The organism is Neisseria sp. GT4A_CT1 (assembly GCF_000227275.1).
Classification (GTDB): Bacteria; Pseudomonadota; Gammaproteobacteria; order Burkholderiales; family Neisseriaceae; genus Neisseria.
This window is the reverse complement of sequence record NZ_JH164965.1, coordinates 94,865-110,950: the sequence shown is the minus strand read 5'-3', so window position 1 is coordinate 110,950 and position 16,086 is coordinate 94,865. Positions and strand designations below refer to the sequence as shown.

The 16,086-nt window shown below is 51.8% G+C and carries 13 protein-coding genes and 2 pseudogenes; 5 read left to right on the top strand and 10 right to left on the bottom strand.

The genetic code is table 11. The annotated features are described in order from the left end of the window. From HMPREF1028_RS03175 to rph, 3 genes and pseudogenes are all read right to left on the bottom strand, one after another. A pseudogene (locus tag HMPREF1028_RS03175) lies at positions 1–267 on the bottom strand (DUF459 domain-containing protein); the annotation flags it as partial. Positions 268–282: 15 nt separating this feature from the next. Then, positions 283–1,719, bottom strand: a complete 1,437-nt coding sequence (locus HMPREF1028_RS03170; RefSeq protein WP_009311342.1) for an MBOAT family protein — start codon at positions 1,717–1,719, stop codon at positions 283–285. Between the two features lie 417 nt (positions 1,720–2,136). Beyond that, positions 2,137–2,862, bottom strand: coding sequence for a ribonuclease PH (gene rph, locus HMPREF1028_RS03165; RefSeq protein WP_009311341.1), 726 nt, complete (start codon positions 2,860–2,862; stop codon positions 2,137–2,139). A 153-nt stretch (positions 2,863–3,015) separates the two neighbouring features. Here rph and HMPREF1028_RS03160 point away from each other — a divergent pair, with 153 nt between their 5' ends. Both HMPREF1028_RS03160 and HMPREF1028_RS03155 read left to right on the top strand, forming a co-directional pair. Continuing rightward, positions 3,016–3,573 (top strand): hypothetical protein, encoded by a 558-nt coding sequence (locus HMPREF1028_RS03160; RefSeq protein WP_232203775.1) that lies wholly within the window; start codon positions 3,016–3,018, stop codon positions 3,571–3,573. Positions 3,574–3,582: 9 nt separating this feature from the next. Then, complete coding sequence (locus HMPREF1028_RS03155) at positions 3,583–3,915, top strand: hypothetical protein (RefSeq protein WP_003758472.1); 333 nt, start codon at positions 3,583–3,585, stop codon at positions 3,913–3,915. A 134-nt stretch (positions 3,916–4,049) separates the two neighbouring features. On the opposite strand, the gene ilvA is transcribed toward HMPREF1028_RS03155, so the two are convergent. Continuing rightward, positions 4,050–5,576: a threonine ammonia-lyase, biosynthetic gene (gene ilvA / locus HMPREF1028_RS03150; protein WP_009311339.1), complete on the bottom strand. Its 1,527-nt coding sequence runs from the start codon at positions 5,574–5,576 to the stop codon at positions 4,050–4,052. Between ilvA and HMPREF1028_RS15080 the strand changes: the two genes are divergently transcribed. Both HMPREF1028_RS15080 and HMPREF1028_RS03145 read left to right on the top strand, forming a co-directional pair. Beyond that, a complete protein-coding gene (locus HMPREF1028_RS15080) occupies positions 5,569–5,865 on the top strand; it encodes a hypothetical protein (RefSeq protein ID WP_147611961.1) in 297 nt (98 codons plus the stop codon). The two genes, ilvA and HMPREF1028_RS15080, sit on opposite strands and share 8 nt — an antisense overlap. Next, on the top strand, positions 5,792–7,045 hold the full coding sequence (locus tag HMPREF1028_RS03145; protein ID WP_036529137.1) for a D-alanyl-D-alanine carboxypeptidase family protein: 1,254 nt from the start codon (positions 5,792–5,794) through the stop codon (positions 7,043–7,045). The genes HMPREF1028_RS15080 and HMPREF1028_RS03145 overlap by 74 nt, the downstream gene beginning before the upstream one ends. A gap of 81 nt (positions 7,046–7,126) precedes the next feature. Here HMPREF1028_RS03145 and HMPREF1028_RS03140 read toward each other — a convergent pair whose 3' ends face one another. The 3 genes from HMPREF1028_RS03140 to HMPREF1028_RS03130 all read right to left on the bottom strand — a co-directional run bounded on the left by HMPREF1028_RS03140 (position 7,127) and on the right by HMPREF1028_RS03130 (position 11,824). After that, a complete protein-coding gene (locus HMPREF1028_RS03140; RefSeq protein ID WP_009311337.1) occupies positions 7,127–8,050 on the bottom strand; it encodes an RluA family pseudouridine synthase in 924 nt (307 codons plus the stop codon). A gap of 332 nt (positions 8,051–8,382) precedes the next feature. Continuing rightward, positions 8,383–10,410: a BCCT family transporter gene (locus HMPREF1028_RS03135; protein WP_009311336.1), complete on the bottom strand. Its 2,028-nt coding sequence runs from the start codon at positions 10,408–10,410 to the stop codon at positions 8,383–8,385. A 415-nt stretch (positions 10,411–10,825) separates the two neighbouring features. Beyond that, entirely contained in the window at positions 10,826–11,824 is a 999-nt protein-coding gene (locus tag HMPREF1028_RS03130) for a hypothetical protein (RefSeq protein WP_009311335.1), read from the bottom strand. Between the two features lie 23 nt (positions 11,825–11,847). Here HMPREF1028_RS03130 and HMPREF1028_RS14440 point away from each other — a divergent pair. Then, a pseudogene (locus tag HMPREF1028_RS14440) lies at positions 11,848–11,967 on the top strand (IS5/IS1182 family transposase); the annotation flags it as partial. 250 nt (positions 11,968–12,217) lie between these two features. Here HMPREF1028_RS14440 and HMPREF1028_RS03125 read toward each other — a convergent pair. From HMPREF1028_RS03125 to HMPREF1028_RS03115, 3 genes are all read right to left on the bottom strand, one after another. Then, positions 12,218–13,477, bottom strand: a complete 1,260-nt coding sequence (locus HMPREF1028_RS03125) for a glutamate-5-semialdehyde dehydrogenase (RefSeq protein WP_009311334.1) — start codon at positions 13,475–13,477, stop codon at positions 12,218–12,220. A gap of 362 nt (positions 13,478–13,839) precedes the next feature. Then, the gene (locus tag HMPREF1028_RS03120; RefSeq protein WP_009311333.1) at positions 13,840–14,523 is read right to left on the bottom strand and encodes a 16S rRNA pseudouridine(516) synthase; all 684 of its coding nucleotides are present in this window, start codon (positions 14,521–14,523) and stop codon (positions 13,840–13,842) included. Positions 14,524–14,563: 40 nt separating this feature from the next. Further along, on the bottom strand, positions 14,564–15,682 hold the full coding sequence (locus HMPREF1028_RS03115; RefSeq protein ID WP_009311332.1) for a class I SAM-dependent methyltransferase: 1,119 nt from the start codon (positions 15,680–15,682) through the stop codon (positions 14,564–14,566). Between the last annotated feature and the right edge of the window lie 404 nt (positions 15,683–16,086).

Below are 16,086 nucleotides of genomic sequence, written 5' to 3'. Positions count from 1 at the left end.
CGACCCGTCGTCTTCAGCGATTTGAGGTTCCGGTTCGGCAATCACAGGCTGTCCTGCCAAACGTGCTTTGAGGTCGTCTGAAAAGGCGTACGCGTCTTGTTGCAGCTTCGCGCCCGTGCGCCACCATTCGTATTCGGACAAAGGCTCCAGCGGTGAAGCCTGATGATAGGTTTGCTGCCAATAGGCATTAATGGAATCTTGACTGAACCACGCCGCGCCAAAGGCGCAAACCAAAAGGGAGGCAAACAGGGAAATAAAGCGTTTCATATTCTGATTGTCCTTTTAAAAATCGGCGTAAATAAAGCCCGGGATGCCTGACGGCGCCAATACGATAATCAACACCAACACCAGCGTCAGCGGTATAAACCACAGCCACATCGGCATTTTTTCCAATGTCGCTACTGCACCGTCAAACAGGCGAAGCAAATACGGGTAGAGCAAAATCATCAGGCCAAACGCGGCAAGCAGCAGGACATCCGCCTGTTTCGGTGCAGCCCAACCTGCTTCGTTGGCGAATAAGGCATCAAATACCATCTGCGTATCGGCGAGGCTGCCGGTGTTGAACACAACGAAAGTGAAGCAGACGAAATGGAAAGTGACGAACCAGGCAAGCGGACGCAAGATTTTCAGACGACGTGAACCGTCCCGCCCGAATATTTTGTCGCCGCAGTTGAGCAAAATTAATGCCACGCCGTGCAGCGCGCCCCACAGCAGGAAATTCCAGCCGTAGCCGTGCCAAACGCCCGACAACACCATCGCCAGCAGCAAGTTGAACTGCGTCAGGACGAAGCCGTGTTTGCTGCCGCCCAAGGGAATATAAATATAGTCGCGTATCCAAGTGGAAAGGCTGATGTGCCAACGGTTCCAGAAGTCGCGGATATTGAACGCGCGCAGCGGTGCCGCAAAGTTTTTCGGCAGGCGGAAACCGAGCAGCATCGCCATCCCGATTACCAAATCCGAATAGCCTGAAAAATCGAAGAAAAGCTGGAAAGTATAGCCGTACACCCCCGACAACACGCCCCAGCCGTCAAATTGGGCGGGATTCTCGAAAACGGGCGATACCCAGCCGTCTCCCAGCGCACCCGCCAGCCACCATTTTTTAGCAATGCCCAGCAAAATCAAGCACACCGCTAGAGCGGGGCGCACCAATGCGCGCGGTTCTGCCGTCCGAATCTGTTCCAAAGCCCCCGCCTGTTCACCGTCTATGCTTTTAAACGCCGCGGCACGGATAATCGGCCCGGAAGTAATCGTCGGGAAAAAGCTCAAATGCAGCAGCAATTCATGCCACGCAAAGCGGTCGCCCATCGGATGACGGCAGCAGTACACCAAATAAGCCAAAGATTGAAATGTGTAATAAGACAGCCCCAAAGGCATCAAGATATCGACAATCTCGCTCTGCCCCGTGTATTGGCGGATAAACGGGCGGAAAAAGTCGAAATATTTGAAGAAACACAATACTGCCAAAGCAGTTGCTACGCCGAAGCCCAGCCAGAATTTCCGTACGTTTTCGTTTTCAGACGACATCAACAGACCGAGCAAATGCACGCAGGACGAATAGCAGGTAATTATGGCGGCAAAGATCGGATTCAAGTGATACAGCCAGCCCATCCCTGCCAGCAGAAGCAAAACATTCTGCACCGACGGCATACGGACAAATGCCCAATAAATAGGCAAAAAAGCAATAAAAAATACTGCGAATTCAATCGACAGCAACGGCATAATTGTTCCTTGAAATTTTTATTATTCAGATGCCCCGAATATAGGTTTGGCAAGTCGAAGCGAACCATATATTTTAAATAAGTGTTTGAATTTATACAACTAACGCTAATCTCGTTTTAGAACCGCTCGTCAGAGTTTGGGGTGGGTTTTAAAATCTTTTGTCATAAATATCGTATTGGATAAACAGGCTTTTTTTAAAATTTCAGAGATTAAAAGCAGGTTGGGCAGGGCATGCTGATTGCCCTTGTTTCGACATTCAATTTCAAGCAATGAATTGATTTAAGATAGAAAAAAGCAGATTCGGGTAGAGATGCCCGTAAGGTGTTTAAACCTTGACGGGTTTTACCTTGAATCTGCTTTTAATAAGGTTGGTTTTTAAGAATAATCTTTTATTTCAATAAATTAGATGATTTCTACTTAAGAGGACAGGGCGTTTTGCTGGTGCGCCGTCAACTCGGCAATGCCTTTCTGCGCCAGCGCAATCAGTTTGCCCAATTCGTCCAAGCTGAACGGTGCGCCTTCCGCTGTGCCTTGGATTTCGATGATTTTGCCCGAAGCGGTCATAACGATGTTGACGTCGCTGTCGCAACCGGAATCTTCGGGGTAATCCAAATCCAAAAGCGGCACGCCGTTCACCACACCTGCGGATACGGCGGCAACGGCTTCGCGGATGGGATTTTCGCTGATGAGGTCGTCTGAAAGCAGCTTGTTGACCGCAATTTGCAGTGCGACGAATGCGCCGGTAATAGACGCGGTGCGCGTTCCGCCATCAGCCTGAATCACGTCGCAGTCAATTAGGATTTGGCGTTCGCCCAGTTTTTCCATATCTACGACGGCGCGCAGCGAACGCCCGATCAGACGCTGGATTTCCTGAGTGCGACCCGACTGCTTGCCTGCCGTGGCTTCACGGCGCATACGCGAGGCGGTGGACGCGGGCAGCATCCCGTATTCGGCAGTAACCCAGCCCTGCCCCTTACCGCGAAGGAAGGGCGGGACATTTTCGTCGATGGAAGCGGTGCAGATAACTTTGGTGTTGCCGCATTCGATCAGGCACGAGCCGTCGGCGTGCGGCAGGAGGTGCGGGGTGATTTTGATGTCGCGCAGGCTGTCGGCAGCGCGCGAGGTGCGGGTGTAATTGCTCATGATTTGTCCTTTGGGGAAACGGTAAAAATTTGTGGTTGGTATTATAGGGCAGAAGCCAAATGAGATGGGGAGGTCGTCTGAAAACAAAGGTTGAATCCCAAAAATAGGGGCAGTATAGTCAGTCGTGTCGAGTATTATCAGCAATTTGAATATGTGTCTGATGAACTAATCAAATTGGGACTAAAATTAAATTCAAAAAATATTTTTGAGATCATTATTATGAATGGTGCAGAATTTAAATCATCCTATCAAAAATTTGACAATGACAGAGAGAAAGAGGAATTTCTACAAAATTACGCTGATGAGGATATGTCTGAGGAGTTGGCGAATTTTCTTTTGGATATCGGTCTAAGTTCAAAAGAATCCGATATTGCCCGCCATGAAGCATTCAGCATCTTAAGGGTGTATATAGGCGAATTTGATTATGGTCATATTTTTGAAAAAATAATTGATTTTTTTGAGAATCTAGATGAAGATATTTATCTTCGGATTGAGGCGCTAAGTATCTTAAAAAGAGCACCAATAACTGTTAAGGAAGCGGAGTTTGCAATGAATGTCCTTAAGAGGAATGAAAATGAGTTAATAAGCAGTGCAGCCCTCCAAGTTTTAACATTTCATCGAAAACTGCCTTTTGTTAAACTGTATTTAAAGCAACTAATTGAAGATAAATCAGATTTTTCTGAAGATGCCCGAATAGCTTTAGATTGGTGACCAGAGTATATGAAAACTTTCAATAAAGACTACCACGACGCAGAAATTATCGGCTATGTTTATCAGTCAAAAGAACAAATCCTCAAATTTTTCCTTGACGATGGTTCAATATTGGATTTTCAGGATGTGGTGTTTTTTGATTTTGATAATATCGGTACGCAGAATGTCATTTTTGATATTCAGACGTATCACAATCAATCATGTCCCGAATGGTTGATTGAGTTGTTTCCATCCATTGAGTTTTATGTGGACCAAAAACGGCATGAGTCATTTGATTTTTACTATATTTCATCATCGGTGGGGCTGGAAGCTTTGATTGTGTGTGAAAATCAAGCTGCGTAGTCGGTATGGCAAGTTGCAGCCAGTATTCCCTTCTTTGTAGAAATTTATTTGTAAACCAAGTCTGTGAAAATCATAAAGGTCGTCTGAAAACCATCAAACAGGGTTTCAGACGACCTTTTATATTTCCCTTCCAATCAAGAAAGGAACAGGCGGTATGCGGCGTTTTGGGTTTCGTCCTGATAGCTGTAACCGAGGCTTTCGAGGAAGTTTTCGAAGGCTTGATTGTCGCCGGGCGGGACGTCGATGCCGACGAGGATGCGGCCGTAGTCGGCGCCGTGGTTGCGGTAGTGGAAGAGGGTAATGTTCCAGCCGCCCTGCATATGGTTGAGGAAGCGGGCGAGTGCGCCGGGGCGTTCGGGGAACTCGAAGCTGATTAAGCGTTCGTGGGCGACTTTTGTTGTGCGTCCGCCGACCATGTAACGGATGTGGATTTTGGAGATTTCGTCGTCGGTCAGGTCGACATTGGGCAGTCCGGCTTCGGTCAGTTGGCGGCTGATGACGGCGAGGTCTTGGGAACCTGCGGTTTGCAGGCCAACGAAGATATGGGCTTTTTGGTCGTCGCCGTATCGGTAGTTGAACTCGGTGATGTTGCGGCTGCCGAGCAGGTTGACGAATTTGAGGAAGCTGCCGCGCTCTTCGGGGATGGTAACGGCGAAAATGCCTTCGTTGCCTTCGCCCAATTCGCTGCGTTCGGAAACGTGGCGCAGGCGGTGGAAATTCATGTTGGCGCCGCTGGTTACGGCGATAAGGGTTTGGTTTTGGATGCGGTTGCGGGCGGCGTAGGTTTTCAAGCCGGCGAGGGCGAGCGCTCCTGCGGGTTCGGTGATGCTGCGGGTGTCGTCGAAGATGTCTTTGATGGCGCCGCAGATGGCGTCGGTATCGACGGTGATGATGTCGTCTAAGAGGTCGCGGCAGAGGCGGAAGGTTTCTTCGCCGACGACTTTGACGGCGGTACCGTCGGAGAAGAGGCCGACGTCTTTGAGACTGACGACTTTCCCGGCTTCGACGGATTGCTTCATGCAGCAGGAGTCGTTTGTTTGCACGCCGATGACTTTGATGCTGGGGCGGACTTGTTTGACGAACGCGGCAACGCCCGCCGCCAGTCCGCCGCCGCCGATGGGGACGAAGATGGCGTGGATGTCGTCGGGACGCTGGCGCACGATTTCCATGCCGACCGTGCCTTGTCCGGCAATCACGTCGGGGTCGTCAAACGGGGCGATGTAGGTCAGTTTTTCTTTTTCTGCCAATTCCATCGCGTAATCGTAGGCATCGTTGTAGGAAACGCCTTTGAGGACGACTTCTCCGCCGCGGCTTTTGACGGCGTCGATTTTGATTTTGGGCGTGGTTTCGGGCATGACGATGACGGCGCGGCAGCCCAAACGCTGTGCCGAAAGTGCGACGCCTTGTGCGTGGTTGCCCGCGCTGGCGGCGATGACGCCGCAGGCAAGCGCTTCTTTGGACAGCTTCGCCATTTTGTTGTACGCTCCGCGGATTTTGAAGGAAAACACGGGTTGCAGGTCTTCGCGTTTGAGCAGGACGTTGTTGTTCAGACGACGTGACAGCCCGATTGCGGGTTCGAGCGGCGTTTCGACGGCAACGTCGTAAACGGAGGCGGTCAGGATGCGGATGAGGTAATCGGAATAAGAGGGGCGGTTGTTCATGGTTTTGTGTGCCGGAGGATTATTTTCAAAAGGAGTGTCCGCCGCCCGCGTCAAACTTTGCCAACAAAACGGCGGAAAGGTAAAACCATACCCTCGAGGTCGTCTGAAATCAAGAAAAATCTTAGCAAAGCGAAGTTGCGGCGGTATAATGACTGCCTTTTGTGCCAAACCGCACGACGCGGTTGTTTTTATTTCTGTTTCCGCACCACATCCCGATGAAAAAAACATTATCCGTATTGATCGCGGCAATGATGATTGCCGCCGCGCAAGCCGCGCCGCAAGCGGCTAAAAACAACGCAGCCCCTGCTGTTGCCGCTTCCGAGCCGGCTCCTGCCGCCGCATCCCAGCCCGAGGCCATGATGCCCAGCATCAACAGCCCCGATGCGCCGCCTGCCATTGCCGCTGCCGCCTACATCGTTACCGATTTGCAAAGCCATCAAGTGCTTGCCTCCGGCAATATCGACACCCAAATCGAACCCGCTTCGCTGACCAAAATGATGACCGCCTACCTCGCGTTCAAAGCTTTGGAAAACGGCACATTGCGCGCTGACCAAATGCTGACCGTGTCCGATGCAGGCTGGAAAATCGAAGGCTCACGGATGTTCCTCAGTCCCAAAGTCCCCGCCAGCGTCAGCGATTTGATTAAAGGCATGATTGTCCAATCCGGCAACGATGCCGCCACCACGCTTGCCGAAGCCATGGGAGGCGGCTCGGTGGACGTGTTCGTCCAACAAATGAATGACGAAGCCAAGCGTTTGGGCATGACCAAAACCCACTTTAAAAACCCGACCGGATTGGCTGCCGAAGGCCACGTTTCCACCGTCGGCGATTTAGCCATTTTGTCCGCCGCGCTGATACACGATTACCCGAAATACTATCCCGTATTTTCGATTAAATCCTTCAAATACAACAATGTCGAACAGCCAAACCGCAACCTCCTGCTCTACCGCGACTCCAATGTGGACGGTCTGAAGACGGGACACACCGAAAGCGCAGGCTACAACCTTGCCGCTTCCAGCAAACGCAACGGCAGACGCATCGTTTCCATCGTCGTAGGCACCGAGTCCACCGAAGCCCGCGCTTCCGAAAGCGGCAAACTGCTCAACTGGGCGTTGCAGGCATTCGATACGCCCAAGCTCTACAACGGCGGCGAAATCATTTCCAAGGTCAAAGTTTATAAAGGCAGCAGCAAATCGGTGAACGTCGGCTTCCTCGAAGACGTGTACATCACGATTCCCCACGATGCCGGACAAAACATCAAACCGATTTTAGAAACCGTCCAGCCCGTTATCGCCCCGATACGCAAAGGTCAAACCTTGGGCAAACTCAAAATCGTCAAAGACGGCAAAGTCATTACCGAGAAAAACGTCGTCGCCCTCCATTCCGTTGAAGAAGGCAGCTGGTTCAGACGGATGTGGGATGATATCGTATTGTGGTTCAAAGGCTTGTTCGGCAGCAGTTCGAAATAGGCAGGATTGATGAAAAGGTCGTCTGAAAATGGTTTTCAGACGACCTTTGTTTTGGATGCGAACAGGAGGACGGCAAAGTCTTTATAACTCAAATCCGCTTTCAAATATCCGTTCTTGTCCGCTGATCGGGTCGGTAAACTCAATCTGTTTTGCCAGTAGTTTCAAAGGTTTTTCATAATCTTCATCGCCCGCCGCCAAAGGAGTGGGATAAAGTGCGTCGTTTAGCAGCGGCATGCCCAAACGCATCATATGCACCCGAAGCTGGTGTTTTTTCCCCGTATGCGGCGTCAGCCGGTAGAGGCTGAATTCGCCGCGGTTTTCAAGCAATTCGACCGTCGTATGGGCGTTCGGCTCGCCTTCGGTTTCCTGCGTCGTGAAAAACCGTTCCCCGCGCACCATGCGCGAAACCACGTCCAACGGATATACCAAATCCGTCCGCGTCGGCGCGACGGCGTGATAGGTTTTACGGACGCTTTTTTCCTGAAACATCGTTTGATAATCGCGGCGCGTGGCAGGATTGTGCGACAGCAGCATCACGCCTGCCGTATCTTTGTCCAAACGGTGGACCGGCGTAATGTCTGCTACGTTCAAATGCTGCAATTCCGGCCGCAGGCGCAGGCGGGTCAGCAGGGTTTCGCGCAAAAATCGCCCACTGGGGATAACGGGCAGGAAATGCGGTTTGTCAACGACAATCAGATGGTCGTCGATGTGCAGGATTTTTTCTTCAAACGGAATGACGGGTTCGCTGTCGCTGCTGGTTTCGCGGTAATAAAACATGGTTTTGCCCGGCTCGAACAGCGTGTGTTCGTCAAACGGCGCGCCGTCTGCATCGACGACGAAGCCGCTGTTCAAACGCCTGCGCCAGTTGTCCTCGCCGACAAAGGGAAAGCGGACGCAGAGAAAATGCAACAGGGGCAGGCCGTAAAACGGTTTTTCGTGCGGCAGCACCAAATAGCTGGGTTTGACGCCGTTTAAAAGCGGGAGGGGGTTGGAGCGTTTTTTCATGTGGCGGATTGTACTCGGTTTCGGTCTTTTTTTCAGACGACCTAAGTCGGGTTAAGGCTGTCGGGTGATGAAAGAGTGCTTTGTGTAGGGCGGATTTGTGTTACGGGTTATGGAAAAAGGGGTCGTCTGAAAAACCGGATTTGGGGTTTTCAGACGACGTTTTTATTTGGGGTTTTAAAGACAGGTTGGGCAGCCTTTCTCGTGGGCAAAGCCCACGCTACGGTTGGATTGTGGATGGGGTGTGTGGTTTGTTTGAACGCATGAAGAAAGGTCGTCTGAAAATGGGAAACCCGTTTTCAGACGACCTTGGTTACCACCTGTTTAACAAAAACTTATTCTGCCAATTCGGTTTGCTGGTGCGACATGAGTTCTTGTCCGACATCGGTCAGGAGGTTGAGGTAACGCTCGTACTGCTTGAGGATGTCGGCGATGAGTTCGCGGCGGTTCATGTATTGCACGTCGTAGCCGCTGCGGCCGTCGAAGAAGTAGGTGTAGGGCTCGTAGGTTACGTTGTGGCGGATGTGCGGGAGGTGGCCGTCTTTGATAAGCTGTTCGGACACTTCGCGCTTGATGGTTTTAATGCCGTACATGAAGTCGCGCAGGGACTCTTTGTGGATGGTGAATTCGACGGCAGGTTCTTCGCGGTCGAAGTGGGTTTGGATATCGACGCTCAGGCTGTATTTGTCGGACAGCTCCTCGCCCAATTCGCGCATGGCGGGCAGGGCGGTGGTTTTGAGGAATTTGAGGATGTCTTGTTCCTGTGTTTGGTTCAGCATGCGTTCGAGCCTGTCCTGCCAATTGTCGCCGCTCCAATAGACACTGGAGGGGGTGACGGCGGTCGTGAAGTATTTGTGGTCGGCGTTTAATCCGCGCCATAGGCTGAAACACATGATCAGCATGAGCATGGCGAAAGGCAGGGCGACGATGAGGGTCATGGTTTGCAGGGTGGGCAGTCCGCCGAAGCGCAAAAGGACAATGGCGGCGGCGGACATCAACAGCCCCCACATCACTGCCTGCCAGCGCGGGGCGGCCACGCTTTTGTCGCGGGAGGCGATGTTGTTGAGGACGTAAATACCGGAGTCGGCGGAGGTGATGAAGAAGAGGGCGATCACCATGAGGCTGACAAGCCCTGTGAGGGTCGGCAGGGGGAGGTATTCGAGGAAGCGGAAGAGGAGTTTTTCGGGCGTGCCGGTCAATTCGCCCAATGCGCCTGCTGCGGTGTGGTCGTTAATCCAGATGGCGGTATCGCCGAAGATGGTAAACCAGATGACGCAGAACAGGGAGGGAACCGCCAAAACGCCGAAAATAAATTCGCGTATGGTGCGTCCGCGCGAGATGCGGGCGATGAAGAGTCCGACGAAAGGCGCCCAAGAACACCACCATGCCCAGTATAAGATGGTCCAGCCGCCGAACCATTCGGTATGGTTTTGTTCGTAGCTGTACGTTTTGAAACTGAGTTGTACGAGGTTGCTCAGGTAAGTGCCGAGGTTGTCGTTGAAGGCGGAGAGCAGGTGGAGGGTCGGGCCGGTGGCGAGGACGAAAACCATCAGTACAAAAGCAAGGGTCAAGTTCATCTCGCTCAACATTTTGACGCCTTTGCCTATGCCGGAGGCGGCGGAGGCGACCGCCAAACCCATGACGGCGAAAATCACGATGGTTTGTACGGAAAAGGTGTTTTCGCTTATCCAGCCGATTTGTGCCAAGCCCGCACCCAACTGCGCCGCGCCGAAACCAAGCGTGGTAATGATGCCGAACAGGGTGGCGACCAGCGCAAGTATGTCGATGATGTCGCCTGCCTTACCGTCGATTTTCTCTTTCAACAGCGGATAAAAGCAGGAGCGCAGGGAAAGCGGGAGTTTGTAGCGGAAGGCGAAATAGGCGAGCGCCAACGCCATGGCGGCGTAAACCGACCAGGCATGTACGCCCCAGTGGAAGAGGGTGTGGAGCAACGCATCCTGCTGCCTTGCGCCGCTGCCGCCTTCGGTGATGGGGGACAGATAGTGGGTGAGCGGTTCGGCGACGCCGAAAAACATCAACCCGACCCCCATACCCGCCGCGAACAGCATGGCGAGCCAAGACCAAAAGCTAAATTCAGGCTCTTCTTCGTTGCTGCCCAGCTTGATGTTGCCGAAGCTGCTGACCGAAAGTGCGAGCAGGAAGAAGAAGAAGACTGAAAACGCCAAGATGTAAAACCAACTGAAGTTTTTGAAAATGCCCGTTTTGGCGGCATTGAGGACGGTTTCTGCTTGCTGCGGAATCAAAAGCGCGATGCCGATGACCAGCAGCACGAAGGACAGCGTAACGGAAACGACGAAGGGGTTGAACGAAGAGCGGTTGCGTAAGAAATGAAATAAAGACAAACCTTGACCTCCTTTGGGATGGTGAGGCAGGCGGATACGGGCGCAAGGCTGTATATGGTTGATTAACAAAAACTAGGAATAAAACATGGTCTGTCGGACAGGGTCCGAGACTTTCCCGATTTTTGGTAATCCACTATAAAACGCAGACAAAAAACGAATGGCGTTTAAACCGTCCTGCCGGATGAAAAACAAGGGAAAAAGAGAGTAAAAACGCACAGATGAATGAGCCGTAATGAGGGCCGGGTGAGACAAAATGGATGATGATTATTTCTTTTTTTGAAGGAATAATAACAAAATCAGGGGATTGTTTCAAATTGGGAAAGATTTGTGTGTATTGGGACAAGAAAGATGGCAGCGATAAAATGGGCAAAGGGGTCGTCTGAAACGCCTTTCAGACGACCCCTCATCAGTTTTATTAGCTATTGCCGCTATCTACTTTCTTAAACGACAACCAAATGCAGACGCCGACCGATATCAGCCAAGCCGCCAGCAGCCAATACGGGTTGAGCAAATGGGCGTAGGGATTCAAATTGGGATTCTTGATGGGCGGCAGATAAACCATAACGCCGAAGTAGGCAGACGATAGGGCAAGGCCGCTCAAAATGCCTTTTTGGTCTTTACGCAGACGCATCAGCATTGCCGTCAAACCGCTTGCCGCCATGGCGGCAAAGCCAAAGAAAGTCATCGGGATAAAGTGTGCGCTCCAAGCTTGTGTGTCGGGGAAGGCGGAGTCCGGCTGCATCAGGAAGGCGCAAGTCAGGAAAATCGGCGTACCTGCCAAAGCAAAAGCAAGCGGAATCCACCAGCGGTAAGAAAAAACGCCTTTTTTTTCAGTTGCATGTTCAAAAATGACTTGCCCCGCATGAATGCCCGCCTTCACGGTTTTCACGGCAATTTCCCGCTCCCGTTTATACCCGCTTTCACTAGGTAAAAACACCAGCCCAAAGGGAATAACGGCAAACGCATTCAATAGGCTGAATATCGTTAATCCTTCGAAATAAAAATTAAACAGCATCTCTATATCTTTTGACAAAAACAGCGCAAACAATATCGTGCTTATGTAGGAACAGACAAAGCCGATGAGCATGGCGGTCAAGATATGCTTCAAGTTCCTATGCAAACGAAGCTGCGTCATCGCCATACCGGTCAGTATGCCCCAAACCAGTATATAGCCAAGCATATAGAGTAAACCGGTAATTATTGCAGCCACACTAGTCAGACTGCCGAACACCAGTCCGAAAATACCGAAATGGAGCATAGAGGCAAAAAAAGCTGCCACCCCGCCGGAAGCTACGGCAAGCTGAACGGTGAGAAACACGAGTAAAACGCCGTAACACAAGGCATAAACGGTAAAAAGCAGTATAAGGTACGGCTTGCGCGGTTTCTTATCCTTCGGGGTAGTGTTGTCCGACATTATGCTGGTTTCCTTTGGATGATTTATCGGAATTGAAGTATAGTGGATTAACTTTAAATCAGGACAAGGCGACGAAGCCGCAGACAGTACAGATAGTACGGCAAGGCGAGGCAACGCCGTACTGGTTTAAAGTTAATCCACTATAGTTTCAGACGACCTTTGAGCGCGGATACATCGAACCCAAAATCGTCGTATCGGATTGAGGTTAGGGCGTTATGGAAATTTGAATGATTATAATGGAATAGTTTGTGTCGATGATAGCCGTATAACGATATTGCATTTTCGTGAAACCGATAATAGGCAACAAGATTTGCCATTGCAGTAAAAAAGGTCGTCTGAAAACTGTTTTTCAGACGACCTTTTGCCGTTTTATCACTCAAGGAAGCGAAGGAGTTACGACCGTACCTGTCCGTCGCCCAACACAATCCATTTCTGCGAAGTCAGCCCGTGTAGGCCGACGGGGCCGCGGACGTGGATTTTGTCGGTGGAAATGCCGATTTCCGCACCGAGGCCGTATTCGAAGCCGTCGGCAAAGCGGGTGGAGGCATTGACCATAACGCTGGCGCTGTCGACCGTGCGCAGGAAGGTGCGGGCGTCGGTGTAGGATTCGGTTACGATGCTGTCGGTGTGGTGGCTGCCGTGGGTGTTGATGTGGGCGACGGCTTCTTCGAGGCTGTCGACGATTTTGACGGAGAGGATGGGGGCGAGGTATTCGGTGTCCCAGTCTTCTTCGGAGGCCGTCTGAATGTGGGGCAGGATGGACAGGGTACGCGGGCAGCCGCGCAGCTCGACGTCGCGGGCGGCATATTTTTCCGCCAATACGGGTAGGATTTCGGCGGCTCGGCTTTGGTGGACGAGCAGGGTTTCCATGGTGTTGCAGGTGCCGTAGCGCGAGGTTTTGGCGTTGAAGGCGATGTTGACGGCTTTTTCGGCGTCGGCGGTGCGGTCGATATAGACGTGGCAGATGCCGTCGAGGTGTTTGATGACGGGCACGCGGGCTTCGGCGGCGATGCGGGAAACCAGCGATTTGCCGCCGCGCGGGATGACGACGTCGATAAATTCGGGGCTTTGCAGCATGGCGCCGACGCTTTCGCGGTCGGTGTTTTCAATCAGGCTGACGGCTGCTGCGGGCAGGCTGTTTTCAACTAACGCCTGCGTAATCAGTTTGGAGAGCGCCATATTGCTGTTGAAGGCTTCGCTGCCGCCGCGCAGGACGCAGACATTGCCGGACTTGAGGCAGAGGGCGGCGGCATCGACGGTTACGTTGGGGCGGGATTCGTAAATGATGCCGACAACGCCCAACGGTACGCGCATTTTGCCGATTTGCAGGCCGTTTTCGCGGGTGCGGAATTCGTCCATCTCGCCGACGGGGTCGGGCAGGGCGGCAATCTGGCGCAAACCTTCGCACATGGCGTCTATGGTTTTTTCGGTCAGCCGCAGGCGGTCGAGTAGGGCGTCGTTCAAACCTTTCTGCGCGGCCTGTTCCATGTCTTGGGCGTTGGCGGCGAGGATGGCGGTTTGGTGGTGTTTGATGAGTTCGGCGGTGCGCAGGAGCGCGGCGTTTTTTTGCGCGGTCACGGCGGCAGCGACAATATAGGAAGCCTGCTTGGCGGCGGACGCGGTGCGGCGGACGTAGTCTTGGATGTTTTGCATGGTGTTTCTGCGGGGAAAGTGGGAATGGGTTGATGATAAGGTCGTCTGAACGGGAATTCAATAGGATGCAGGGAGACGGTTCAAATGATACTGGGGAAGGGGACTGAGAAAATCGCAGATAAAAAAAACCATCTATACTAAGGGGAAAAGTATAGATGGCCAAACACATTACGGGGAAAACGTCTTACTCACTTACTCACTTCTCTCGAAGCAAGTGCTACTCAGACACGCGAATTATATAATAGTTCACGAATGATGACGTTAAGTTTGGTTAATGGCATCTTAACAATCATATCATCATGTTTTTAAACAAATAAAAAAATCATAATGGTTAAAATTTTTTTGAAAAAACTTCAAAATTTTTAAACCGTGATGAATTTCCACTCCCCTGAGGCTAAATTTTCTACCGTTCGTCCGTTAAATTCGTCCCGATGGAGGTGTTCGACGCGGTTGCCGGCGGCGGCGACCATACGTTTGACTTGATGATATTTGCCTTCGGTAATGGTCATCAGCAGGGTGGTCGGGTTTTCCAAAACAGCTTCGGCAGCGCGGACGGTTTCGTTGTCGTCGTGCAGCAGGACGCCGTTTTTCAGCGTTTCACACAGGCTGTCATCGGCAGGATGCTTCAGGGTAACGCGGTAGATTTTGGGTACTTTGTGTTTCGGCGAGGTAACGCGGTGGTTGAACTGCCCGTCGTTGGTAATCAGCAAAACGCCCGTCGTATCCGCATCCAGCCTGCCGACCGCCTGCATGTCGATATTGCGCATATGGTCGGGGAAAAGGCTGAAAACGCTGGGGTATTGCTGCGGTTTGTGCGAGGTTTCGTAATCGGCAGGCTTGTTGAGCAGGATATAAAAATAAGGCATGGGCACGACAACGATGTCTTCGCCGTCTATACGCAGCGTTTGGACATCGGCGGGATCGATGTCGGCTTTGGCGTCGTTGTAGACCGTATCGCTGATTTCGACACAGTCGTTTTGAATCAGCCACTGGCATTGTTTGCGGCTGCCTATGCCTTGGGATTGAAGGTATTTGATCAGTTGCATGGGAATGGCGGGAACGGGTTTCAGACGACCTAATTGTATATCAGGACTTCGCTTTCAAACGATAGAGATAAGTGGTTTCCCGATTGCGGGCGAAGGCGAGCGGGTCGGATTCGTCGGCGGCTTTGCGGTGGCGCGGTTTGGTTTTCAGAATATCGACCACTTCTAGAGAGGTCGTCTGAAAACATTGTTCCAGAAAATCGCGGTCGCGCAGGTGTAGATGTTCTGCCAAGTCGGAAATGATTAACCACGCTTCGCCTTGCGGGTTTAAATGCTGCCGCACGCCGTTTAAGAAGGCGGTCAGCATGGCGTTGTCGGGATCGTAGAGGGCGGTTTCGACGGCGGAAGTCGGTTTGGCGGGCAGCCACGGCGGGTTGCAGACGATCAGGTCGGCGCGTCCTTCGGGAAACAAATCGACGGCTTGGACGACGACTTGTTTGTCCAGCCCCAAGCGGGCGAGGTTGGCGGTTGCGCAGGCGATGGCTTTGGGGTTGGTGTCGGTGGCAGTGATGTCGGGAATACCGCGTTTGGCAAGGGTGGCGGCGATAACGCCGGAACCTGTGCCGACGTCGAACGCCGTCTGAATATGTGGATTCAACGGCGCTTGGGCGATTAAGTCCAAATATTCGCCGCGCAGGGGCGAGAACACGCCGAAGGGAACATGGATTTTGCCGCCAAGCTGCGGAATGTCTATGCCTTTTTTGTGCCATTCGTGTGCGCCGATGAAACCCAAAAGCTGGTTAAGCGGCAGTAAAAACGGCGCGTCGTTCGGCTCGGCGTACACATCGGCAAGGGCTGCGCGGACGTCGGGCGCGCGCGGGTTGCTTAACTGAAAACCCGCGCCGATTTCGACGGCAAGCATATTCAGCACGCGGCTTTGCTGCGCCTGTTTCATACGGTGGGTGTGGAAGGTCGTCTGAATATCGGTAGGCGCGTTTTTTGTTTTTTCAGACGACCTGCGGACGCGCTTTTTCATCGCTGCCAAAACTTGCTTGGCGTTGTGGAAATCGCCCGTCCAAACGGTTGCCGTGTGGGCGTGGGCGTTTTTCAGAATATCGGCGGCATTGCTTTCATGCACATAAACCGCCTGCTTGGGCGGCTTCTGCGTGCTTTCGTTGCGCCATTCGGCAGCGGCGCGGTCGGTCGGGATAATGGGGAACATGGAGGGAAGGAGGAAGGGAAACCGGCGGCAAGTTTACTATAGTGGATTAAAATTGCAATGATACGGCGTTGCCAACGCCCTTATGTACTACCCGTACACGGCGGGCGTTGCCGCCTTGTCTCATTTTTATTTTAATCCACTATATATTTCGGCTTACGATGTATTGCCGTTATGGTGTGCTAGACATTCAAAATAAGCGGGCGCAGTTTGGACTGTAATGCCTATTCATTATTTGGCAGCAGGTATGTGTCGCTTGCTTTTTGTACTTAAGATTTTGAAACTAAATTGGACAAAATGTATAAAATAATTCTGGATTTAAAAAGTAAATCCGTATTTTTAGAAAAATAGATTGTCGTTTTGTCTAAAATGCGTATAATCCCCTTCCAAAGCAAACCATAATTTCG